At 50.0% G+C, this 21038-nt stretch carries 20 protein-coding genes; 7 read left to right on the top strand and 13 right to left on the bottom strand.

Going from position 1 to position 21038, the window contains the following annotated elements:
• Together J4G02_07005 and J4G02_07000 are read right to left on the bottom strand one after the other, a co-directional pair.
• On the bottom strand, nt 1-596 hold a 596-nt coding region (locus J4G02_07005), incomplete at its 3' end, for an ankyrin repeat domain-containing protein (protein MCE2394325.1).
• The gene (locus tag J4G02_07000; protein ID MCE2394324.1) at nt 571-1644 is read right to left on the bottom strand and encodes a sigma-70 family RNA polymerase sigma factor; all 1074 of its coding nucleotides are present in this window, start codon (nt 1642-1644) and stop codon (nt 571-573) included. The genes J4G02_07005 and J4G02_07000, both read right to left, overlap by 26 nt.
• 297 nt (nt 1645-1941) lie before the next feature.
• On the opposite strand from J4G02_07000, the gene J4G02_06995 reads away from it, so the two are divergent.
• From J4G02_06995 to J4G02_06965, 7 genes are all read left to right on the top strand, one after another.
• The gene (locus J4G02_06995; protein ID MCE2394323.1) at nt 1942-2415 is read left to right on the top strand and encodes a (2Fe-2S)-binding protein; all 474 of its coding nucleotides are present in this window, start codon (nt 1942-1944) and stop codon (nt 2413-2415) included.
• A 38-nt stretch (nt 2416-2453) separates the two neighbouring features.
• Nucleotides 2454-4757 carry a molybdopterin-dependent oxidoreductase gene (locus J4G02_06990; GenBank protein MCE2394322.1) on the top strand — a complete coding sequence of 768 codons (2304 nt, stop codon included), beginning with the start codon at nt 2454-2456 and terminating at the stop codon, nt 4755-4757.
• A 92-nt stretch (nt 4758-4849) separates the two neighbouring features.
• The gene (locus tag J4G02_06985) at nt 4850-5704 is read left to right on the top strand and encodes a xanthine dehydrogenase family protein subunit M (GenBank protein MCE2394321.1); all 855 of its coding nucleotides are present in this window, start codon (nt 4850-4852) and stop codon (nt 5702-5704) included.
• A 206-nt stretch (nt 5705-5910) separates the two neighbouring features.
• Nucleotides 5911-6291 (top strand): VOC family protein, encoded by a 381-nt coding sequence (locus tag J4G02_06980; GenBank protein ID MCE2394320.1) that lies wholly within the window; start codon nt 5911-5913, stop codon nt 6289-6291.
• Nucleotides 6292-6295: 4 nt separating this feature from the next.
• Nucleotides 6296-7240, top strand: a complete 945-nt coding sequence (locus J4G02_06975; GenBank protein ID MCE2394319.1) for an aldo/keto reductase — start codon at nt 6296-6298, stop codon at nt 7238-7240.
• Between the two features lie 43 nt (nt 7241-7283).
• The gene (locus J4G02_06970) at nt 7284-8282 is read left to right on the top strand and encodes a Gfo/Idh/MocA family oxidoreductase (GenBank protein MCE2394318.1); all 999 of its coding nucleotides are present in this window, start codon (nt 7284-7286) and stop codon (nt 8280-8282) included.
• 171 nt (nt 8283-8453) lie between these two features.
• Entirely contained in the window at nt 8454-9218 is a 765-nt protein-coding gene (locus J4G02_06965) for an aldo/keto reductase (protein ID MCE2394317.1), read from the top strand.
• Between the two features lie 28 nt (nt 9219-9246).
• Here the strand turns inward: J4G02_06965 and J4G02_06960 are convergent, their stop codons facing one another.
• The 11 genes from J4G02_06960 to J4G02_06910 all read right to left on the bottom strand — a co-directional run bounded on the left by J4G02_06960 (nt 9247) and on the right by J4G02_06910 (nt 21033).
• A complete protein-coding gene (locus J4G02_06960) occupies nt 9247-10038 on the bottom strand; it encodes a sugar phosphate isomerase/epimerase (GenBank protein MCE2394316.1) in 792 nt (263 codons plus the stop codon).
• A gap of 49 nt (nt 10039-10087) precedes the next feature.
• The gene (locus J4G02_06955; protein MCE2394315.1) at nt 10088-11308 is read right to left on the bottom strand and encodes a GNAT family N-acetyltransferase; all 1221 of its coding nucleotides are present in this window, start codon (nt 11306-11308) and stop codon (nt 10088-10090) included.
• Between the two features lie 66 nt (nt 11309-11374).
• Nucleotides 11375-12049, bottom strand: a complete 675-nt coding sequence (locus tag J4G02_06950) for a TVP38/TMEM64 family protein (protein ID MCE2394314.1) — start codon at nt 12047-12049, stop codon at nt 11375-11377.
• 14 nt (nt 12050-12063) lie between these two features.
• Nucleotides 12064-13176 carry an ABC transporter ATP-binding protein gene (locus J4G02_06945; protein ID MCE2394313.1) on the bottom strand — a complete coding sequence of 371 codons (1113 nt, stop codon included), beginning with the start codon at nt 13174-13176 and terminating at the stop codon, nt 12064-12066.
• A gap of 52 nt (nt 13177-13228) precedes the next feature.
• Nucleotides 13229-14029 carry a signal peptidase I gene (gene lepB / locus J4G02_06940; GenBank protein MCE2394312.1) on the bottom strand — a complete coding sequence of 267 codons (801 nt, stop codon included), beginning with the start codon at nt 14027-14029 and terminating at the stop codon, nt 13229-13231.
• Between the two features lie 73 nt (nt 14030-14102).
• The gene (lepB, locus tag J4G02_06935; protein MCE2394311.1) at nt 14103-14903 is read right to left on the bottom strand and encodes a signal peptidase I; all 801 of its coding nucleotides are present in this window, start codon (nt 14901-14903) and stop codon (nt 14103-14105) included.
• A 32-nt stretch (nt 14904-14935) separates the two neighbouring features.
• Nucleotides 14936-16738 carry a translation elongation factor 4 gene (gene lepA / locus J4G02_06930; protein MCE2394310.1) on the bottom strand — a complete coding sequence of 601 codons (1803 nt, stop codon included), beginning with the start codon at nt 16736-16738 and terminating at the stop codon, nt 14936-14938.
• Nucleotides 16739-17157: 419 nt separating this feature from the next.
• Nucleotides 17158-17871: an orotidine-5'-phosphate decarboxylase gene (gene pyrF, locus J4G02_06925; GenBank protein MCE2394309.1), complete on the bottom strand. Its 714-nt coding sequence runs from the start codon at nt 17869-17871 to the stop codon at nt 17158-17160.
• Nucleotides 17872-17899: 28 nt separating this feature from the next.
• The gene (locus J4G02_06920) at nt 17900-18700 is read right to left on the bottom strand and encodes a creatininase family protein (protein ID MCE2394308.1); all 801 of its coding nucleotides are present in this window, start codon (nt 18698-18700) and stop codon (nt 17900-17902) included.
• A gap of 252 nt (nt 18701-18952) precedes the next feature.
• Complete coding sequence (locus J4G02_06915; GenBank protein MCE2394307.1) at nt 18953-19702, bottom strand: class I SAM-dependent methyltransferase; 750 nt, start codon at nt 19700-19702, stop codon at nt 18953-18955.
• A gap of 47 nt (nt 19703-19749) precedes the next feature.
• Nucleotides 19750-21033, bottom strand: a complete 1284-nt coding sequence (locus J4G02_06910) for an adenine specific DNA methylase Mod (protein MCE2394306.1) — start codon at nt 21031-21033, stop codon at nt 19750-19752.
• Nucleotides 21034-21038 lie beyond the last annotated feature (5 nt).

Genomic DNA, 21038 nt, shown 5'->3' with positions numbered 1-21038 from the left:
TTTGTCAGACAGTAGCTCAACAGATCGGCGACCGCGCCGTGCTGAAACATGAGATCTGCGATGCGCTTGTGCCCATATTGATACGCCCAGCAGACAGCGTTACCGGACGCGTAGACCGCCGTGTTTGGATTTGCTCCACTTTCAATTAGTAATTTTACTACATCGTAATGCCCACGATTCGCTGCAAGCCAGAGCGGATGTCCCCACTGTTTTACCTGTTCACCGGCAACATCAATCTCGAACGGCGAATCTGGATCTGCTCCAGCGTCAATTAACAATCGCACAATTTCTGTATGTCCTTGAAAACAGGCAACAACCAACGGGTTATCATAGTCACCCCAGAACGGCTCCTTGCTTTTGCATAGCTGGGTATTATCCTCGCAGGCGTCAATGAACCGCTTTGCGCTTTCAACATCGCCGACACCGCAGGCAACCCAGAGGTCGTACGTCGCACCGCGTGCAAGTAAGGCACCTGCGAGGATGGCGTAGGTTTTGTACATCTCATCTGGCACCTTCCAACTGTGTGCGAGACAGTGGTGGATTGGCCGGCTGCCGTCCGCAGCTCGATGATCAATATCGGCACCCCGGTCTAGCAACTCCCCGCTCTATCGCTTTGAAAAGCACAGTTTTCCCACCTTTATCGGTTGCATTGATAAGCCCCCCGTCTTCGTTGAGCAAAGGATGGATCTGTTCGATATCGCCGTCCGCTGCAGCACGGGTTAAGGCTTCGCCCTTCGGTGTCGTCCCCCGTTGTTCACTGAGCCACGTCTCAATGACCTCAACGACGGCGGTATGCCTACGGTCTGTCGCCATTGTCAGCGCACTGGTGGCTTCTCGGTGAGGATATATTCCCTTGAGTGGGTCTGCGCCTGCTTCTAGTAGTACGCGCACGATTTCGGCATGACCTTCCTCTGCTGCGAGATGGATAGGCTGATGCTCATTATTTGAAGCAATATCTTGGGTTGCCAACTCCGGCTTGATAGCAAGAATTTCCTGAACCTGTTGCAGATTTCCTGCCTGCGCCGCATTGCAGATCCCGACTGCATTGACAAGCGAATCGTCACGTGAGGGAGCGTTTTCATGAAGTGTATCTTTTAACATCATAATCATCCTTTCAGACTGTAAGGTTGCTTTTAGCCTCTTCCTTGAGGCACGGAGGCGATTGTCAACTGTTGTCACCGGCACCTCTAGGAAGTCTGCAATCTGTTTCTGTGAAAAACCGCTGATATAGAAGAGCGTTGTGGCCTGACGCTGGTTCTCCGGCAATGCGTCAACCGCAGCCAACACGAGGGATTTTGTCTCCTGTTCCTCGATCTCATCCGCTGGATCTCTCCTGCTTGAAGGTATCTCGATCATCGTTTCCAGGGGCATAAGTTCGTCGCGCTTCCCGCGTGTCAAACGATTACAGTGTTTGAAGATAATTCGCCGGAACCAGCCCGGAAAAGCAACGGGACCGTAGACCTTTGAAATGATCGGATATGCCTCAATGAACGCCTCTTGTACGGCATCTTCAGCCAGATGGAAATCCCCTAAGATGGAGTAGGCATAGCCCACTGCCATGTCTTGGAACTGTTGAACAATCCTACCGTAGGCGTCCAAATCACCATCTTGTGCGCGCCTGATGAGTGATCCTAGCTTTTCCATATCAACCCCCTTTTTTATTGATAGGTTTCACTATAATAATCCCAATTCACTAAGACAATCCGTGTAAAAAAATCAGGTTTATTTTATCATTTTGTTACTTTTTTGCAAACAGTAGAAAAGCCAAGAAAAAACCTCCAAACAAGGTTGGTTTTCCCGTCGGTTTCCTAGTACAAGAATCTTCCCTTTTTTTGTTGCAGTAAAAAACCGATTCTGATATAATGCCGCTTAATTCAAAGAGGAAAGTAAGATTTTCGTCCGTCCCATCGGGGGCGAGATGTCTAAAAGGAGGCAATACCCTTGTCTAAGAAAGTCATTCATACAACAATCAATGGAGAGGCGCACACACACGAAGTTGAGCCACGGCTGCTTTTGGTTCATTATATCCGAGATGTCGTTGGTTTGACCGGTTCACACGTCGGTTGTGAAACGAGCCTGTGTGGTGCTTGTACGGTTTCAATCAACGGACAAGCAGTTAAATCGTGTACAATGCTGGCAGTTCAGGCGGATGGCGCGGAAATTACAACCATCGAAGGCTTGGCGCAAAATGGAGATCTCCATCCCATCCAAGAGGGTTTCTGGGAACGTCACGGCTTGCAGTGTGGTTTCTGCACACCCGGTATGATTATGGCTGCTCATCAGTTGCTCTCGCGGAATTCCAACCCAACGGAAGACGAGATTCGGCACGGGTTGGAAGGAAATCTCTGCCGCTGCACTGGCTATCAGCATATCGTTGAGGCGGTTCAACACGCTGCGGAGCAGATGCAGGGCTAACAAGCGAGATATAGGACGCAAATAGGAGGACTTATACTATGGCGACAATAGCAGCACCGACTCGGATGATAGGTGCCCCGATTAAGCGGCGCGAAGATCCGCGGCTAATCCAAGGGTTATCCCATTATGTCGACGACATTAAACTGGTGGGCACCCTTCACTGCGCATTTTTGCGCAGCGACTATGCACACGCAGCCATTAACAGCATTGACACATCAGCAGCGAAAGAATTGCCCGGCGTCGTCACGGTGATTACCGCTGAAGACTTAGGGGACGTTGGGGGCATCCCTTGTGGCGCTGAGATTCCAGACCTCAAGGTTCCAGATCACCCCGCGCTCGCAGTAGGGCGTGTCCGGTTCGTTGGGGAGGCAGTCGCTGCGGTTGTAGCAACGGATGCATATATTGCCAGAGATGCGTTGGACCTGATTGAAGTTGATTATGAAGAGCTGCCCGCTGTCACCGATCTTGATAAGGCGATCGAGGCGGATTCACCGTTGATTTACGATGACTTCGGCGACAATATCGGTTTTGAAATGCCGCTAGAGGCAGGGGATGCGGATGCAGCTTTCGCGGAAGCAGATCATGTCGTATCTCAGCGTTTCGTGAATCAGCGTCTAGTTCCAAATGCGATGGAAACGCGCGGTGTATTAGCCGAATACCTACCGGGCGAAGGCACCCTAACCGTCTGGTCATCAACGCAGATCGTGAACGTACCGGAACAGAAAGTTCGCGTCATCGCCCCGGAAGTTGGCGGCGGTTTCGGAAGCAAGTTGAATGTCTACCCCGAAGAGGTCGTTGTCTCATATTTGGCGATACAGTTGCGCAAACCGGTGAAATGGACGGAGAAGCGGACTGAGAACTTCACGACAACAATCCATGGAAGAGATCAAGTCAACTACGTGGATGTCGCGGTCAACAACGATGGGACAATCACTGGGATTCGTGCGAAAATTCTTGCGGACCTTGGGGCATCCTATCAACTGCTCACGCCGCTTATTCCCACGTTGACAAACCTCATGATTGTCGGCTGTTACAAGATTCCGAATGTCGAGATCGAACTGGTCGGCGTCTTAACGAACAAGATGGCGACGGATGCGTATCGCGGTGCGGGGCGCCCCGAAGCGACTTACATCATTGAGCGCATGGTTGATTTAGCGGCGGCAGCGGTAGGGATGGATGCGAAAGATATCCGGTTCAAAAACTTCCCGCAGCCGACTGAATTCCCGCTTGAAATCCCAACTGGAATTATCTACGACAGCGGTAATTACCAAGAAAGCTTCAACAAGGCATTGGGAATTGTCGACTATGATGGCTTGCGAGCGCAGCAGGCACAACTCCGTGAGCAGGGTAGATACATGGGAATTGGTATCTCCACCTATGCAGAGATCTGTGGGATGGGACCTTCCATAGCGATGCCCGCCGGCGGTTGGGAAAGCAGCACCGTTCGGGTCGAACCGACTGGCAAGATTACGGTGTTGACTGGTGTTTCGCCACACGGTCAGGGACAAGAGACCACTTTCGCGCAAATGATTGCCGATGAGTTTGGCGTCGATATTGACGATGTCATAGTCATCCATGGGGACACCGGAAGGCAGCCTTACGGTATCGGCACCTTTGGTAGTCGAGCGACGGCTGTTGGTGGAACCGCGATGGTTATCGCTGCGGGTCAGGTGAAGGAGAAGATGGCAAAGTTCGCAGCGCATCTGATGGAAGCCAACCCCGATGACCTTGTCTTTGGAGAAGGACAGATTTTTGTCGAAGGTTCACCGGATCAATCAATTGATTTCGCGGCGATTGCCTTAGAAGCACACGTCGCCAAGAATCTGCCACCCGACACGACACCTGGACTCGAAGCCACGCATTTCTTTGAACCGTCGAACTTCACCTATCCATTCGGTGCCCACATCGCAGTGGTCGAGGTTGACGCCGATACCGGTGAGATTGATATTCAGCGATATGTATGCGTAGACGATATCGGCAATATCATCAATCCGTTAGTTGTTGCGGGACAGGTACATGGTGGCATTGCACAAGGTTTGGGGCAGGCACTGTACGAAGGCGCAGTCTATGATGAGAGTGGGCAGCTTTTAACCGGCTCATTAATGGACTATGCCGTTCCCAAAGCGACGCAGGTGCCCCACTTTGAAACAGATCATACGGTGACTCCTTCACCTGTCAATCCGATGGGGGTCAAAGGGGTCGGTGAAGCCGGGACGATTGGCTCAACGCCGTGTATGGTCAATGCCGTTGTGGACGCTTTATCACCATTTGGAGTGAAGGATATCGAAATGCCACTGACGCCGAATCGTGTGTGGCAGGCAATCCAAGATGCGAAGGGTTAATATAATTTTCCGTCCCCCCATTTCTCCCCCGCTAGCGGGGGAGAAATGGGGGTGGAAAGTTATGCTCGAATGACGGAAGGAGGAAATAACGAATGATTCCGGGAAGTTTTGAATACTTTGCACCAACAGCACTTGATGAAGCGTTGTCACTCTTGCAGGAACATGGAGACGATGCGAAGGTGCTAGCTGGTGGACATAGCCTGATCCCAACGATGAAATTACGTTTGGCAGAGCCAGCGGTTATCATCGATATTGGACGCATCGGTGGGTTGAAAGGGATCTCTGAGTCTGGTGGAAAATTGGCTATCGGTGCGCTGACAACGCATCATGAATTGGAAAGTTCAGATCTGGTTCAGCAGAAGGTGCCGCTGCTTGCACAGACCGCTGCCGAAATTGGCGATGTGCAGGTGCGCAACAAAGGCACGATCGGCGGCAGTCTTGCACATGCGGATCCAGCTGCTGATTGGCCCGCGACGATTCTCGCGCTTGATGCCGATCTCCAGATCGCCGGTCCCAACGGCGAACGGACTGTCAAAGCAACCGATTTCTTCCAGGGACTGTACGAGACAGACCTCGGAGATGATGAAATTCTTACAGCAATTCATGTGTCGATCCCAGATGCAAACACCACAGGGACATACCTGAAGCTGCACCAAGTCGCATCAGGATTTGCCCTCACCGGTGTGGCTGTCGTCTTAACGAAATCTGGAGATACCTGTCAGAGCGTTTCGGTTGGTATTACCGGTGTTTCGGATGCCCCGTATCGGGCGTCGGGCGTCGAGTCTGCGCTAACAGGATCGGCACTGACCGCCGATAACATCGCTGCCGCTGCTGCGAGAGCGGCTGACGGAATAACTGCGTTGGAGGATATCCACGCAAGTCAGGCGTATCGCCAGAACTTGGCGCAAGTCTACACCCGTCGAGCGATTGAGAGTGCTGCATCCTAGCTAGCACAAATAATGCGTCAAACGTAAAACGTTAAGGACTCGTGCCTTGCGTTTTACGTTTGACATCTTACTACTAAATCATAAAACACTTCAAATAATATATCCCACCTCAAAATCCATTTGTCTTTCCTGAATAAAACCTACCGTACAAGAGTCAAATCAACACCCAACAATATTCACCATCAATACACAGAAGGAGACCCCGGATGATCCATAAGATCCACAAGATAGCCCTTGTCACCGATGATGTCGAAGGGACTGTCAAATTTTATACCGAAACACTTGGATTGGAAGTTATTGAACGATTCCCGGTCGAGGACGATGAAGACTATGTTTTTCTGAAAGCCGGCGACATGATCTTGGAACTGATGCCCAAAAAATCAATGGAAGCAGAAGAAGGCTTTCACCACATCTCCTTCAGGGTTGACAGCGTGGATGCAAGTACCCAAAACCTGAAGGATAAGGGTGCGCCAATCGAGAAAGAACCCTTCGATGCAGGCGCCGGTGGCATTCGTCTGGCATTCTTCAAAGGTCCGAACGATATGCTTTTGCAGCTGTTCGAGCGGGATGTAGCAGAAGGCAAGTGAAATAATGTCGCTATCCATACCGCGCCGACGCTTGGGACGAACAGAGTTGAGTATCCCTGTTGTTCCATTTGGGACGCTGGGGTTCAGCAATCAGTTTGGGTTCGTTTCCGACGAAGATGCGGTTGCCCTTATCAAACACGCTATCAGTCTTGGTGTCAACCACTTTGACGGTGCGCGCTGCTACGGGGATTCAATGCGTAAGCTAGCACTGGCTATGCGGGAAATTCCCCGTGAGGATGTGATTATCACTGGGCGCGTCTGTTGTCATTCTGGGGCGGAATGGGGCGGTTACGGTGAGGGAACGCCGGATTATTCTGCCGAGCGCGCAGTTGCAGATATTGAAGATCAGTTGCAGTCGCTGGACATCGGCTATTTCGATGGAGTGCTCATCCATGACCCCGTTGAAATTGAGCCGACACTTGATAAGGGCGGAACACTGGAGGGCATCCTCCGATGTAAAGCCCGTGGACTGACGAAGTTCGCTGGGTACGGCATGGGACCGCACGATTTCCACCTAAAAGCAATCGCAACCGGCGATGTTGATTTCATCTTAACCTTCAACAACTATAACCTGATCCGTCAGACCATTGCAGAGACAATCCTACCCGCCGCCACTGAATCAGATGTCGGGGTGATGAATGGTTGGTCAATTCTGCGCGGCTTGCTCACAGGAATTAACCTTGACGCGGAAGCAGCCAAGGAACAATGGAAGGATAGCCCCGATCTTGAACCCGCGCGGGCAAGGTGGCGATGGTGCATGGAAAAAGGCATAGATATGCTCCAGTTGGCTATCCAATTCTGTTTACGAGAGGAACGGATTCACGGAAATAACATCGGTTCATTGAACCTTGAACAGTTGGAGGCAAATGTGCGAGCCGCAAGTACCCCTCTGCCTGACAAGATTTGGGCAGAATATGATGCACGTTTTGGAACTAATGTAACCACATAACAGAAACCTTCACGAAGGTCAAACCTAAGATGGAGAAGCTATTATGGCGAAATATCGAGTTGGCGTGATTGGATGTAGAGGCATTGGCGTCAGACATGCCTCTGGTTTGGTAGGGCTGCCCAATGCGGAGTTGGCTGCCGGTTGTGATATATCGGAGCCTACACTCGCAGAGTTCAAAGAGCAGTGGAAGGACCATTGGTCAGACATCGAACTCTACACGGATCACCAAGAAATGTTGGCGCAGGAAAACTTAGACATCGTAACAGTGGCGACCTCTGATCACCGACATGCAGATCTGGTGGTCAATGCCGCTAACGCCGGCGCGAAGGGGATTTTTTGCGAGAAGCCGATGGCAACCAATCTCGCCGATGCTGACCGCATGCTCGAAGCGGTTGAACGCAACGGCACAATCCTGTCTATTGACCACACGCGACGATGGCAACCTCTATGGCGGCATACGAAGGAAGAAATCGTTGGAGCCGGCGAGATTGGGGAGGTAAAGTATATCATCGGCACACTGAACGGGGGTCGTGCCATGCTATTCCGTAACGGCACCCACCTCATCGACGCGATCTGCTACTATGCGGATTCTGACCCAGAGTGGGTTATCGCCGAATTGGAAGCGGGATACGAAAATTACTGGGAATACGGGGGAGATGGTGGACACGAACCCAAGACAGAGCCTGCCGCGAGTGGTTACATCCATTTCGCAAACGGTGTCCGAGGATACTATGCCGGTGGCTCTAAGGATACGCCCGCCCCAAACTTTCGCCTTGAGATTGTCGGCACAGAAGGCTATGTCCTTATTGACAACGAAAAAGCCAGCCTAGAAAAGGACGGCACCTCTCATCCCATAACGCCACCTGAATGGGAGGTCGAGGGAATACCCGCCGGCGTTCAAGAATTGGTGCGTATAGTCGCTGAAGGGGGTGAATCCTCGTCATCGGGCAGAGACGGGCACAGGGTTGTGGAGATTATGATCGGCTTCTTGGAATCCCAACGCCGAGACAACGGGAAGATTACAATACCCGGACCACGCTAGTACTAAAGTATTGCACGAAGTTAAGAGATATATTAGGAGGAATAATGGCAGAACTGGAAACTCGACGGATGGGGCGCACTGAGATGCGACCAAAGTCACTCGGCTTGGGTGCTGCATGGTTGGCGCAGGGATCCGAAGCTGAATCGTGCGATTGAGTTAGGCATTGACTATGTGGATACCTACCCACGCCATGCAGAAGGACGCTGGGGCAAAGCACTTGCTGGTGGTCTGCGGGAGAAAATCTATCTGCAAGCCAAGGTCAGTCCTCCGGGTCCAGATAAAGACTACTCCGGCGAGACCACACGTCGGAGCGTGGAGAACAGTCTCGAGGAACTCAGGACCGATTACTTAGATTCAGTCCTTATCCACGATCCGATCACAATCGAAGATCCATTGGGACCAGGTCGTGCGCTAGACGAGTTGCTTAAAATGAAAGAGGAGGGAGTTATCCGACATATCGGCCTCGGGGTCCGCTCACACGAGTTTCATCGGGTCGCAATTGAAACGGGCCACATTGAAGTCGTCCTCACATTTCTTGACTACAATCTGCTCGACCAATCAGTTGCTCAGACAACGCTGCCGTTAGCCCGTGAATATGATGTAGGCATTATCCTGGCAAGTCCTCTGGGTATGGGATCGCTAACTGGCGAGGAGCCGGACGTGGAAACTGAGCAACGTCGCCACCCCGGTTCCATGCCGAGGGCGCACATGATGTGGCAGTGGTGCCAAGAGCGCGGCGCAAACATCCGCCATCTCGCTATGCAATTTTGCTTGGCTGCACCGGTAGACGGTATTGTGATGGTGGGTCCCGCTAATAAAGTGCAGGTTGAGGAAGCATACGAAGCGGCAACCGCAGACGTTCCTATCGAAATTTGGCGTGACTTTGAGGCAGAATTCGGTGTCCGTCCTGCGAATGTAGGGTTCAACGATCGTTGAACCTTACAACCCAATGAACGGCATTCGATTACATCGAAACGATCTTCCGCATCCGTTCAGCGAGGTCAACCTGCGCGGCATGGTCGCCGCCAACTTCGTGAATGACAGGACCGTCGTATCCGATCGCCCGGAGTTCATGAACCACGGTGTGCCAATCGGTATCGCCGTCGAGCAGATTGACGAACTGATGGGCTTGTCGGTCAAAATCCTTAAAATGAACGCGCCGAATCCGACTCCCCAATTCACGGATCCAATGTTCAGGATAGCCGTAAGCCATCATATTGGCGGTATCAAGGTAAACCCCCACCCATTCGCTCCCAACCTCATCGACAAAGTCGCGCATCTCTTTCGGACTCAGTAGGAATTTGTTCCACACATTTTCCAACCCAACTGCAGCTTTGTTTTGTGCGGCGATTGGAGCAACCTCGTTCAGAATACCGACTAAGTTATCCCAAACTGATTGATAGGTATCGGAAACGGTGAGCTGTCCGGGGTGCAAGAGGATTCCGCTCACACCGAGTATGCCTGCGATTTCGAGGTTACGGACGAGGGATTTGACACCGCTCTCTCGTTCCTCTGCGTCTGGACTGAGCAGATTCCCACGGTCTGCGTAGCTAGCGATGACGCTGCCGATTTCGATGCCTGCCTCTTTACATCTCTCACCAACGCTCTCAATTTCTGACCTACTCATGTCTGCATTCAGATCTTTTCCGTCCCGGAACGTCAATTCTACTGCTTCATAACCCGCATCTTGACAGAGATTAAGGGTGTCGTCTAATGACATTGGTCCAAGAATAATTTGTGTTACACCGATTTTCATGTTTTTCTCCTGTATGTAGTAGAGAACAACGATCGTTGTTCCTCACGGCTCAGTAATGATCTGGCCCCCAGAAAATGACTTCCCGCTGTGGAAACAGAGTTGATAATAGAGCTGCGATTTCCGGCTCCACTGCAATCCCCTGTTGCTGCAAAGTTGGCTCTAGTTGCGTCCAACCTGATTCACCAAGCAGCATACGCCAAAAGAGGTGCCCCGGCAACGCCAGACGAACTACCTTCTCATCTGAATCAAAGGTTTGGAGCGTTCCATCATCGAGTAAACGTAGCCCCGCTTCCTGGTCATTCACGGCAAAGCGGATCGAGACAGGGCCGGATGTTTGATTCACTGCATCGAGCCGGACTTGTAGCTCAGGTAGAAGTCGCTGGAACAAAGAAAGGAGATTCACAGGATATAACATCATGGCCGCGTTGCCAGTCAAGAAGGTATCCCCCGCTGTCCCCTCAACAAGTAGATCAACCATCGGGTGTCGATGCGGAATATCACCGTGGAGTTCCTCCACGTCTTTTCGCTCACAGATCTCGAGGAGATGGTTCACCAACGCTGTTAAGGCTTCCGGCTGCGTACGATCATAGGCAACTTCAAGGATGTTTACACTTTTTTCACCAACTTGAAAGTTGAGGTAACCCCCGAGCTTGTTCTCACTCCGAGCGACTACCGTCGGCAAAATTTCCCGTAGCCGTGCGGGGCCGCTTTCCCAATAAGACCTTACGCGCACAAGCGATCCGCTTTGTTGGGCGTTATGCTGATCGTAAAGTGCAATGCAGTCCTTCAGATCTCGGTCTTCGTCGAAAGGCACAACACCCCAGTCTGTTTCTCCTAGTCCAACGCTCACCCTCCGGGTTACTCGAAAGCCTGCCAACGGCACACTCGCCCACCCCAACTTCCGATAAAATGCGCATGGAATGGCCGAAAAGAGTACTCCCACGTCATAACCAACCGTCCGCATGTAGGCAATCGTATCCTTCATTAACGCTGTAGCATAACCTATACCTTGATGTTCAGGGTGTGTGCCCACGCCTCCAATCCCTCCCATCGGCACGGCGATAGAACCAATTCGCATTTCGCGTTTCCAGACACGAAGGGTCGATACAATTTCCCCGTTCACCACCACGACGCGAGATTGGTCGTATCGGTAGCTTGGATCAGTGCGAACATATTGCGAGTACCGTTCATGCCCATCCGGTCGAAAAACCCGGCATTGCAAGTCAATCATTTCTGCTAACTCTGATTCACGGATGCCACGAATTTCCATGGATTCCTCCAACTATTTAACAAGGCTGAAGATACCTAGCACCATCGCGCAATCGTCTTGGCTCAATCAGCCTGGAATGTTGCGTTCTAGTCCGGGTGTTTGACGCTTAATCAGGGCAGTCACAATGGAGATCGCAATGACAATCCCGAAAGCCCAAAACAGGATTTTGATTGTCCCGGTTGCTTCATCGCCTAGGTAAGAATACAGAATCGTTGCGGGTAGTTGCCCAATTCCGGTAGCGATCCAGAATCCGAGAAACCTCATACCGGTCAACCCTGACCCATAGCTAATTATGTCAAATGAGATAATAGGGACTAGGCGCGCAATAAGCACGGCATGTTTGCCGTAGCGGTCAAAAAACCGATCAGAAGCGGCAAGGGCGGATTCGCTGGTTAGCTTGACAACGGCAGGACGCCCAAAGTATCGAGCAATAAAAAAACAGAGGGCAGCACCTAACATCGCACTGCTCCACGACAATGCAGCTCCCCACCATACGCCGAACAGCAGCCCGTTCGCGAAGGTAATCAGAAAAGCGGGCAACGGTGCGGCAACACTCTGGAGTATCATGAGGAGCGCAGAAACTACCGGAGCAAGGGGACCGTAAGCGGCGATGTATTCCCGCATCGCCTGTGGGTCTTTGAAAAGCTCAAAAATGCTCAAGAGCCAATCACGAAAGGGAGGGACCGCAAAAAACAGAAGGAGGAAGCTAGCTGCAGCGAGGAGTAATATTTTGCCTTTCATGGTGTTCAGCAGATTCACAATTCCTCGTGCTCTTTCTCATCGCTGTAGGGTTCCGCCGCCCTGATAAGATCGGGATTCAAAGCAACCGGCAAAGGGATTACATCCTCTGTGCTGACAGATATGGAAAGCGTATCGCCGACCTTTTTACCGTGCGTTCTTGGGTTGTGCAACACCGCTTTCGCTGTCAATTCATCGGCGAGTGCTAGGTGATATTCTTCGATACGTCCCAGATAGGTTGCGTTGAGCACCTTCGCACTCAGTCGGTTTGATGCCCCTTCAGCCATTGCTTCATCGAAATAGATTGACTCTGGACGGATACAGCAAGTCACCGCTTCACCGTTTGTGAAATCGTGATAGATTGTCGTTGAGCGCAACATACCGATTTCCGTTTCAATCTCGGCAGTTCCATTAGATAGGGATTGAATCTTACCGCTGATAAAGTTGGTCTCGCCGATAAAACTAGCTACAAATGGATTGGTCGGATACCGATAAATTTCGCGGGGAGTGCCCACTTGGATAATTGAACCTTCCCTCATGATTGCCATCCGGTCGGCGAGGTGAATTGCCTCTTGTTGGTCGTGCGTGACATAAACGGCGGTCGCACCGGCTTGTGAGTGAATCCGCTTAAGCTTCGCGTCAAGATTGCTTAACGGTTCATCAAGAAGCAGCACATCTGGTTCTACAACTAGGGCGCGTGCCAACGCTATCCGCTGTTGCTGTCCGCCGGAGAGTTTGTTGACAGGGCGATCGGCATACTCTGGCATTTGTACCACTTCCAAGACTTCGTGGACTTTCTCTTTTCGGATCTCCTTATCAATCTTGCGAAGTGACAACCCGTATTCCACATTCTCAAAGACGGTCATGTGGGGCCAAAGCGCGTAATTCTGGAATACCATGCCAGTATTCCGCTTATGCGGTGGCACTCTGCTCATCTCCCGATCACCAAACATCAATGTCCCGCTATCCGGCTCGTAGAACCCCGCGAGAATGCGCAGACAGGTAGTTTTTCCACAGCCCGAGGGACCGAGCAAAAAAAACAGTTCACCCTCCCGAATTTCAAGGCTGACATCATTCACTGCGATTGTGGTATCAAAGGCTTTTACGATATGGTCTAAACGAACTTCCACGGACAATGGTCAATTTCCTCCTCTTTGTTGATGCCACAAACTAACGATTTCCTCAATGCCCACCATCAAACTCTGAACGAATCAAGCTTCCAATTCGGGTAAACCGAATGCCATTAACAATCTTCCAAACCTCCCAGGGTCTTTTCTGATTGAACAGATCATATGACCAAAAGACCATGAAGGCTTGTCCCTTAATATCGTTCACGGATACAGGTCCCCACGTACGGCTGTCACTACTCTGATCCCGATTATCTCCCATTGCAAAAACATACCCTGCTGGAACTTTGAAAGGTCTGCCATCTGGAAATGTCGTGTGGAACTGATTGGGTGAGAGTTTATAAGGCGCAAAAGCTTTGTCACTGGGCAAATGATAAGGCTTACGGAAGGGTGGAAAATCGTACTGATGATCAATGGCGTGGGATACATGCTTTGTATAGCCACTATCTTCGATTGCTACTCCGTTGACGTAGAGCGTGTCCCCTTTTGTCTCAATCGTGTCTCCTCCAACGGCAACAATGCGTTTGATGAAGTGCTTGGTTCGTTCATGAGGGGGAACGAATATAAATACATCTCCCCTCGCCGGTTTGTGGAAGTCAAAGAGTTTAATTTTTGTCCCCGGAATATTGATGCCGTAGATAAATTTGCAGACGAGGATGCGATCACCAACAAGCAAGGTATCTTCCATGGAACCGGACGGAATTTCGAAAGCTTCAACAACAAAGGGACGAATAAATCCAAAGACGAGCACGAAAGCAACCACGATAACTTGAAGGTATTCCCATACTACAGTTCGTTGGAATCTCTGCCAACGAGAAGGTGGTTTTCCGTGTGTATCTACTGACGTTTTGTTCATAAGTATGTTATCCATGCTCATCTTCCTCTCCCCTGTTCAAGATGTTTGATGATGCCATAAACTAACAGTTTTCTCAATGTCCACCATCAAACTCTGACTCAATCAAACTCCCAATACGGGTAAATCGAATACCATTGATAATCTTCCAAACTTCCCAAGGTCTTTTCTGATTGAATGCGTCGTAAGACCAATAGACCATGAAGGCTTGCCCCTTAATATCGTTCACGGATACAGGCCCCCAAGTACGGCTGTCACTACTCTGATCCCGATTATCTCCCATTGCAAAAACATACCCTGCTGGAACTTCAAAGGGTCTGCCTTCAGGAAATGTCATGTGGAACTGATTGGGTGAGAGTTTATAAGGCGCAAAAGCTTTGTCATTGGGCAAATGGTACGGCTTACGAAAGGGTGGAAAATCGTACCGATGACCGATGGCGTGGGACACATGCTTCGCATAGGTACTATCTTCGATTGCTACGCCATTGACGTAGAGTGTGTCCCCTTTCGTCTCGATTGTGTCGCCTCCAACTGCCACAATGCGTTTGATAAAATTCTTGGTTCGCTCGTGCGGGGGAACGAATACAAATACATCTCCCCTCGCCGGTTTGTGGAAGTCAAAGAGTTTAATTTTTGTTCCTGGTATATTGATGCCGTAGATAAATTTGCAGACAAGAATGCGATCACCAACAAGCAAAGTTTCTTCCATGGAACCGGACGGAATTTTGAATGCCTCAACGACAAAGGGACGAATAAATCCAAAGACGAGCACGAAAGCAACCACAATAACCTGAAGATATTCCCATACCACAGTTTGCTGGAATCTCTGCCAGCGTGAACGTGTTTCTTCCTGCGTGTCTGCCGACGTTTCATTCATAGGTGCGTTACCTCCAATGTAAAATACATATTTTAGTCATCAATCGATAGAATTGCCATAAACGCTTCCTGTGGGACCTCGACGCTCCCAATCTGTTTCATCCGTTTTTTGCCCTCCTTCTGCTTTTCGAGCAGCTTCCGCTTGCGGGTAACGTCACCGCCGTAAAGCCTTGCCGTTACGTTCTTCCGTAAAGCACGGATGGTTTCACGGGCGATCACTTTATGTCCGATTGCTGCTTGGATGGGCACGGTAAACATCTGCTGTGGAATTACTTCCCCTAACTTTTCTACCAACGCCTTTCCCCGACCGTAAGCCATGTCACGGTGAACAATTGTCGAGAGGGCATCAACCGGCTTTTCGTTGAGCAAAATATCTAGCTTCACGAGATCGCCGGGTTTGTATTCCCCAACTTCGTATTCAAGCGAACCGTAGCCGCGCGTCAATGATTTGAGTTTGTCGTAGAAATCAAGGAGAATTTCGCCCAAGGGCAGATCATAACTGATTTGCACGCGGGTTGCGTCCAACTGATCCATGCGTATAAAGACACCTCGTCGCTTTTGACATAAATCCATCACATTTCCGATGTAGTCTCGCGGCACAATAATGTCAGCGGTGATGTGAGGCTCCGCGATCAAATCGATCTGATCAACGGGCGGTAGCTTCGCGGGATTATCAACTTCAACGCATTCACCATCTCGTTGGATGACACGGTACTTAACGCTCGGTGAGGTACGAACAAGGGAGAGGTCAAATTCGCGTTCCAGCCGTTCTTGGATAATCTCCATGTGCAGCAACCCTAGGAAACCACACCGAAATCCGAACCCAAGCGCCACAGAAATTTCAGGCTCAAACCTGAAAGAATCATCGTTGAGCTTGAGTCTTTCGAGCGCTTCTCTCAGCGCTCCAACCTCGCTGGTGTCCGCTGGATACAGCCCGCAGAACACAAGTGGTTTCATTTCTCGGTAGCCGGGCAGCGGCTCTGAAGTCGGTCTTGCATGGTCGGTAATGGTTTCACCAATTTTGGCGTCCGCTATCTCTCGAACCCCGGCAATAACGTAGCCAACTGAGCCTGTTGATAGCACATCAGCCGGTTTCATGTGCGGCAGGAACACCCCAACCTCCTCGACCTCGTAAGCGTTTTTGGCTGCCATCAAGCGGATCTTGTCGCCCACCTTCACGGTTCCATCGAAAACACGCACATACATGACAACGCCCCGATAGCTGTTGTATACCGAGTCAATGACCAATGCCTTCAGCGCCGCATCGGTATCTCCTTTTGGCGGGGGTATCCGATTGACAATTGCGTCCAATATCTCCTGTGTGCCGATATTTTCCTTTGCGCTCACCAAAATCGCTTCGTCTGCGGGGATGCCAACAACTTCTTCGATTTGTCGTTTGACCTCATCGGGACGCGCTGTCGGGAGATCGATTTTGTTGATAACGGGAATAATCTCAAGGTCGTGGTCAATCGCGAGGTACGCGTTTGCTAGGGTCTGTGCTTCTACGCCTTGTGCGGCATCGACGATTAAAATAGCACCCTCACACGCTGCGAGACTCCGCGATACTTCGTAGGTGAAATCAACATGCCCAGGCGTATCAATAAGGTTCAGTTCATAGACCTCCCCAGCCGTAGCGCGATAATTGAGCTTCACAACGGTTGCTTTAATGGTAATGCCACGTTCGCGTTCAAGGTCCATTAGGTCCAAAACTTGTTCGCGCATCTCACGCGGGGTCAGCGTGTCGGTATACTCCAGAAGGCGATCACTGAGTGTACTTTTGCCGTGGTCTATATGTCCTAAAATGCAGTAGTTTCGTATCTTTTGTTGGTTATCCATTGACTATCGAAAATTGTCATCCTTATGTTAAAAAACACGCAAGTTGCCAGACAACCTGTAGGTCGAGTTTTCATGCCCGATACCTATCAGAAATAACAAATTTACAACACACATGTCGCCCCTCTGGGGCTTAGGGGAATTGGTTTACCGAGATGCTATACACATATCGCCCCTCTGGGGCTTTGTAGATCGGGCAAGTCCGAGAAGATCCCGCGACCGGGGATGCCCGACCTACAGGTATAAAGGTTAATTTTATCGCGTCGCACATCACTAGCAACTTGGGTTGAAAAATATGATCTCTGTCTTTGACGATTACATGCGTGATCTCGTTGAATTCATCACTCACTCTTATGTCAATAGTGAGATCCGGCATAAAATATGAACGTCAAATTGGCAGCTCACGCTCCACGTATCACGTTTCACTGATCGATTTCTTGCAGTATTCTCCTCGCTGCCTCGCGTGGGTTGTCCGACGCAGTGATAGGTCTTCCAACAACGATGTAATCCGCTCCGGCATCAATCGCTTCGGCGGGTGCCATGACCCGCTGCTGATCATTTGAATCCGCCCACGCCGGACGGACGCCCGGTGTAACGATTACGAAGTCGTCCCCGCACACCTTCCGAATCAATCCAATCTCTAATGGCGAAGCAACCACGCCATCCAAACCCGCCTTTTGGGATAGTTCGGCGAGGTAAGCCACCTGATCTGCTAACCTACGTGGTGTTCCAAAATCGCGCTGGAAGTTCGCCTCATCAACGCTCGTGAGGATGGTTACCCCCAAGAGCGTTGGTTGAGGAATTCCAAGTTCGGACGCCTGTTTCTCGGCACTTTCGGCTGCGGCACGCATCATCTCGAATCCACCCGAAGTGTGCATGTTGATCATATGTGCACCAATTTTTGTGCCAGATGCCACGGCACCGGCGACGGTGTTGGGAATGTCGTGGAACTTGAGATCTAGAAAGATATTTTTCTTCGCTTTCTGCAGCAGCCTAACGGAATTGGGACCGACAGAAGTGAAGAACTGTTTACCAATCTTGAACCACTTGACATCGTCGGACAGTGTGGTGACTAGTTCGTTTGCTGCTGCCAAGTCTTCTACATCTAAAGCAACGATGAGTTGATTTTGGGACATATTTAATCCTTGTAAACCGACACCGGGTTCAATGGTGGTCTACACGTGCCTCAATGGGTATGGTACGGAATTCACGGATAAGCGCGGCGAGTTCTGTAGCGGCAGCGTTGAAAAATCGTTCACCCTTCTCCACTGTACCAAGAGTCGCGTCGCCAATAACGCCTGTCTCCGAGATGCGGGACCACTGATCCATCATCCGTAGCGGCGCGCTGCCCTTGCCGCGTACTGTGCCACGCCAATAGTAGCGGGACACTGGAACCTTCACTTCGTGGGTGGCTTTGTCCATCTGTACCACTTCATCATTGAGATAACGGTAGACAGATGTCTCAATTTCGTCTGCGTGGGACAGCACATCTGACTCAACGATTTCATCGACCGAAACGCCAGCACCGGCGTTGAGCATGCCACAATGTGCATTGGTCTCAATCACTGTTCGGCGCGCTGCCAATTCCAAGATAGGAACGTTGGAGCCGTGACCGTTGACGATAAGGATCTTGCGAAAGCCGTGGTGGGCAACACTCTTGGTAATATCGACCACGAAGTTGAGCAAATGGTCATCACGGATGGTAATAGTGCCGGGAAAATCCATGTGGTGGTCTTCAAAGCCGTAAGCGAGTTCGGGCAGAAGCAGCACTTCGTCGGGGATCTGCTGGGCAGCCGCATCGCAGATGCTGCTGACCACGAAGGTATCCACGTCCAAGGGAAGGTGATGACCATGGTCCTCGGTGGAACCTACGGGCAGGACGACGACAGGTTGTTTTTCGACCAAATCCCTGATTTCGGGCCAAGTGTAGTGGTCGTAGCGGTAGGGAAGTCTGGGGCCTATCATTAAAAAACTCCTTTAGGTGTGGAAATCCTGAAAACGAGAAGACATCCACGAATCTACGCTAATCCACGCTAATCTAAAACAGATTGGCGGAGGCATCGTCCTGTTTTCCACTTTCTGCTTTTACACATTTTACGTTTCACGTTTCATTTTTCTGTAACTATGGTAAATTATGCACAGCCAACCCCCTAAATCCCCCTTATCAGGGGGACTTTGGAAACTGCGCGTAGGTTAGAGTTATTGGTAAATATTCACTTATTTCTCTGATTCACTATACTTACTGATCTCAACAAGCCATGCGATGTGGTTTAAGTCATGAAACATAACATCGCTCTCAGCAATCCCACACGCTTTAAGGTTCGACAAGAGGCTTTCTTCGGTCCATCTGGCAGACCAGAAATTTTCTGCGGTCGCCACAAATCGTCTTCCTTTGGGTGTTACTATGTGCTGATCGGTATGCTCGTAAAAATCGATTTGGGCTTCCTCTGCTTCGGGCACATCTTTGTAGATCGTTAAGAACATCAACCCGCCCGGTTTCAGTGCCCGATAAAACTTCGAGAATATAGCGACAAAACTCGGATTCTCATTGAGATACGCGTCCGTATAAAGACTCAGATCTGTTGATGGTTCTCGAAAATTGCCGGGGGTAAAGTATAAACAGAAGATGAGGTCATAGAAATCGTCAGGCAGCTTGACTTGAGTGGCATCACCAAGAAACAACTCGGTGTTGGTTAACTCATCCTTACGCCATCTCTCCCGGGCAATTTTTGCAATATGAGTCGATATCTCAAAGCCGTGATAAAGCCGACACGCGGGAGCAAAGATTGAGCCATGGTAGCCAGTACCACAGCCGACATCCGCAATGGCGTAGGGCTGTCCCCGGAATCTTTCAATCAGTATCTCATCTTGCCGCTCCCGTGCTTCCTTTATCGGCGCTGGGCAGTATGATGATTCCAAGGACTTGAGCACGGCCCTGGCTTCAGATTCACGTAAACTGTTACTCATCTCATACTTCCTAAAAGACAGCTTGCTCACACGGTCCTGGTTGCTAATCATCCTTTTCTCAAAATCAGCAAAAATTCGGACTTCATTCCATCAGGATTTTTATTTTTTCTAGTTCCAAATAGCTGTCGATTCTTTATCCGATCTTCATACAGATTCTCAAAGAAATACCCAGTGTCCGTAAAATACTCCATCAGTATTCGCCATATTTCAACCTTTATTCCATCAATCAACGGATTTCCGATGAAAATGCAGGCGGTTCCGTTGGCTTTTAACTGATTCATTGCATTCTCAAGGGCATTGATAGTATGGCAAAAATATGAATCTAATAACTTTGTGAGGTCAGCCCGTGTGAGTTCAGACCTTATTTTCTCCAGTGTTGGGGTTTGAATCAGCCTGTCCGCTTTACGATACGGTATTTCAAGTCTGGACAAACTCCTTATTTCTTCATCGTCATAGCCGAGCCAAAACAGTTCCATTTTGACGGTTCGCATATATTCTTGGGCTTGTAGATAAGGCGGAGATGTGATTAGGGCGTTAAATTCCCGCTGAAACGAAAAATAGGAGGAATCCACCCCGCCCGTGAACTCGACACAGTTATTGTGATGGCTAGTAAAGGTTGCAAAATCATTCATACTTCGTATAGTTTCTAATGAATGACTTCTAATCATCCTTTTTAATTTTTCTTCCCAGTCCGTCTGCAGCAGTTCTTCGACATATTTTCGCTTACTTTTAGACCTGAACAGTTTGGGGGTTCTATGTTCCGCATAGGAGAAGTGCTTGCTTGCCTTCAACAGAGCCGATTCTATGATTGCGGTGTATGTACTGCGTTCACTGTTTTTGATAAATCCCCAATACCTACTAAGAACCTCTAACATTTCAGGCGGATACCAGTAAGCTACATTTGACCACGCTGGAGTGAACCCACTGTCACTTTTTGCTAAACCATCTAGCATCCGACTTAGACAATCTTCACGCAATTGCCCTCTTTCAGTGGGCACCTTGAGTGGGATCATATAATTCAAAAGCGGATTTAGGTCTAGCAGAAACGCATTCCGTCTGCATAGGTAAGCCTCAACACCGACAGTCCCTGAACCCGCAAACGGATCAATAACCCAATCACCTTCCTTTGTCACGGCCTCCAGTGCGTATCTTACAACATGGGGTATAAATTTAGCGGGATAATAAAAAATCGAGTGTGTCAGATAGCCTGTATCTTTGATTTCAGGGACTAGCTCCCGAAATGAAATCAATTGAACTCGCTCATCGGTTTCATCATCTTTAGCAGCAGCTATCACATCGTTCGCAGCACAGGGAGCCGGTTGTGTAGTCATATCCT

The organism is Candidatus Poribacteria bacterium (genome assembly GCA_021295755.1).
Taxonomy (GTDB): domain Bacteria; phylum Poribacteria; class WGA-4E; order WGA-4E; family PCPOR2b; genus PCPOR2b.
The sequence above is the reverse complement of the archived record's forward strand: the minus strand, read 5'-3'. Positions and strand labels throughout refer to the sequence as shown.

Bases quoted from the DNA above. Each gene is read 5' to 3' on its own strand.
- J4G02_07000 (MCE2394324.1), bottom strand. From the start codon at position 1,644: ATGGAAAAGCTAGGATCACTCATCAGGCGCGCACAAGATGGTGATTTG.
- J4G02_06990 (MCE2394322.1), top strand. From the start codon at position 2,454: ATGGCGACAATAGCAGCACCGACTCGGATGATAGGTGCCCCGATTAAG.
- J4G02_06985 (MCE2394321.1), top strand. From the start codon at position 4,850: ATGATTCCGGGAAGTTTTGAATACTTTGCACCAACAGCACTTGATGAA.
- J4G02_06980 (MCE2394320.1), top strand. From the start codon at position 5,911: ATGATCCATAAGATCCACAAGATAGCCCTTGTCACCGATGATGTCGAA.
- J4G02_06975 (MCE2394319.1), top strand. From the start codon at position 6,296: ATGTCGCTATCCATACCGCGCCGACGCTTGGGACGAACAGAGTTGAGT.
- J4G02_06970 (MCE2394318.1), top strand. From the start codon at position 7,284: ATGGCGAAATATCGAGTTGGCGTGATTGGATGTAGAGGCATTGGCGTC.
- J4G02_06960 (MCE2394316.1), bottom strand. From the start codon at position 10,038: ATGAAAATCGGTGTAACACAAATTATTCTTGGACCAATGTCATTAGAC.
- J4G02_06955 (MCE2394315.1), bottom strand. From the start codon at position 11,308: ATGGAAATTCGTGGCATCCGTGAATCAGAGTTAGCAGAAATGATTGAC.
- J4G02_06950 (MCE2394314.1), bottom strand. From the start codon at position 12,049: ATGAAAGGCAAAATATTACTCCTCGCTGCAGCTAGCTTCCTCCTTCTG.
- lepB (MCE2394312.1), bottom strand. From the start codon at position 14,029: ATGAACAAAACGTCAGTAGATACACACGGAAAACCACCTTCTCGTTGG.
- lepB (MCE2394311.1), bottom strand. From the start codon at position 14,903: ATGAATGAAACGTCGGCAGACACGCAGGAAGAAACACGTTCACGCTGG.
- lepA (MCE2394310.1), bottom strand. From the start codon at position 16,738: ATGGATAACCAACAAAAGATACGAAACTACTGCATTTTAGGACATATA.
- pyrF (MCE2394309.1), bottom strand. From the start codon at position 17,871: ATGTCCCAAAATCAACTCATCGTTGCTTTAGATGTAGAAGACTTGGCA.
- J4G02_06920 (MCE2394308.1), bottom strand. From the start codon at position 18,700: ATGATAGGCCCCAGACTTCCCTACCGCTACGACCACTACACTTGGCCC.
- J4G02_06915 (MCE2394307.1), bottom strand. From the start codon at position 19,702: ATGAGTAACAGTTTACGTGAATCTGAAGCCAGGGCCGTGCTCAAGTCC.
- J4G02_06910 (MCE2394306.1), bottom strand. From the start codon at position 21,033: ATGACTACACAACCGGCTCCCTGTGCTGCGAACGATGTGATAGCTGCT.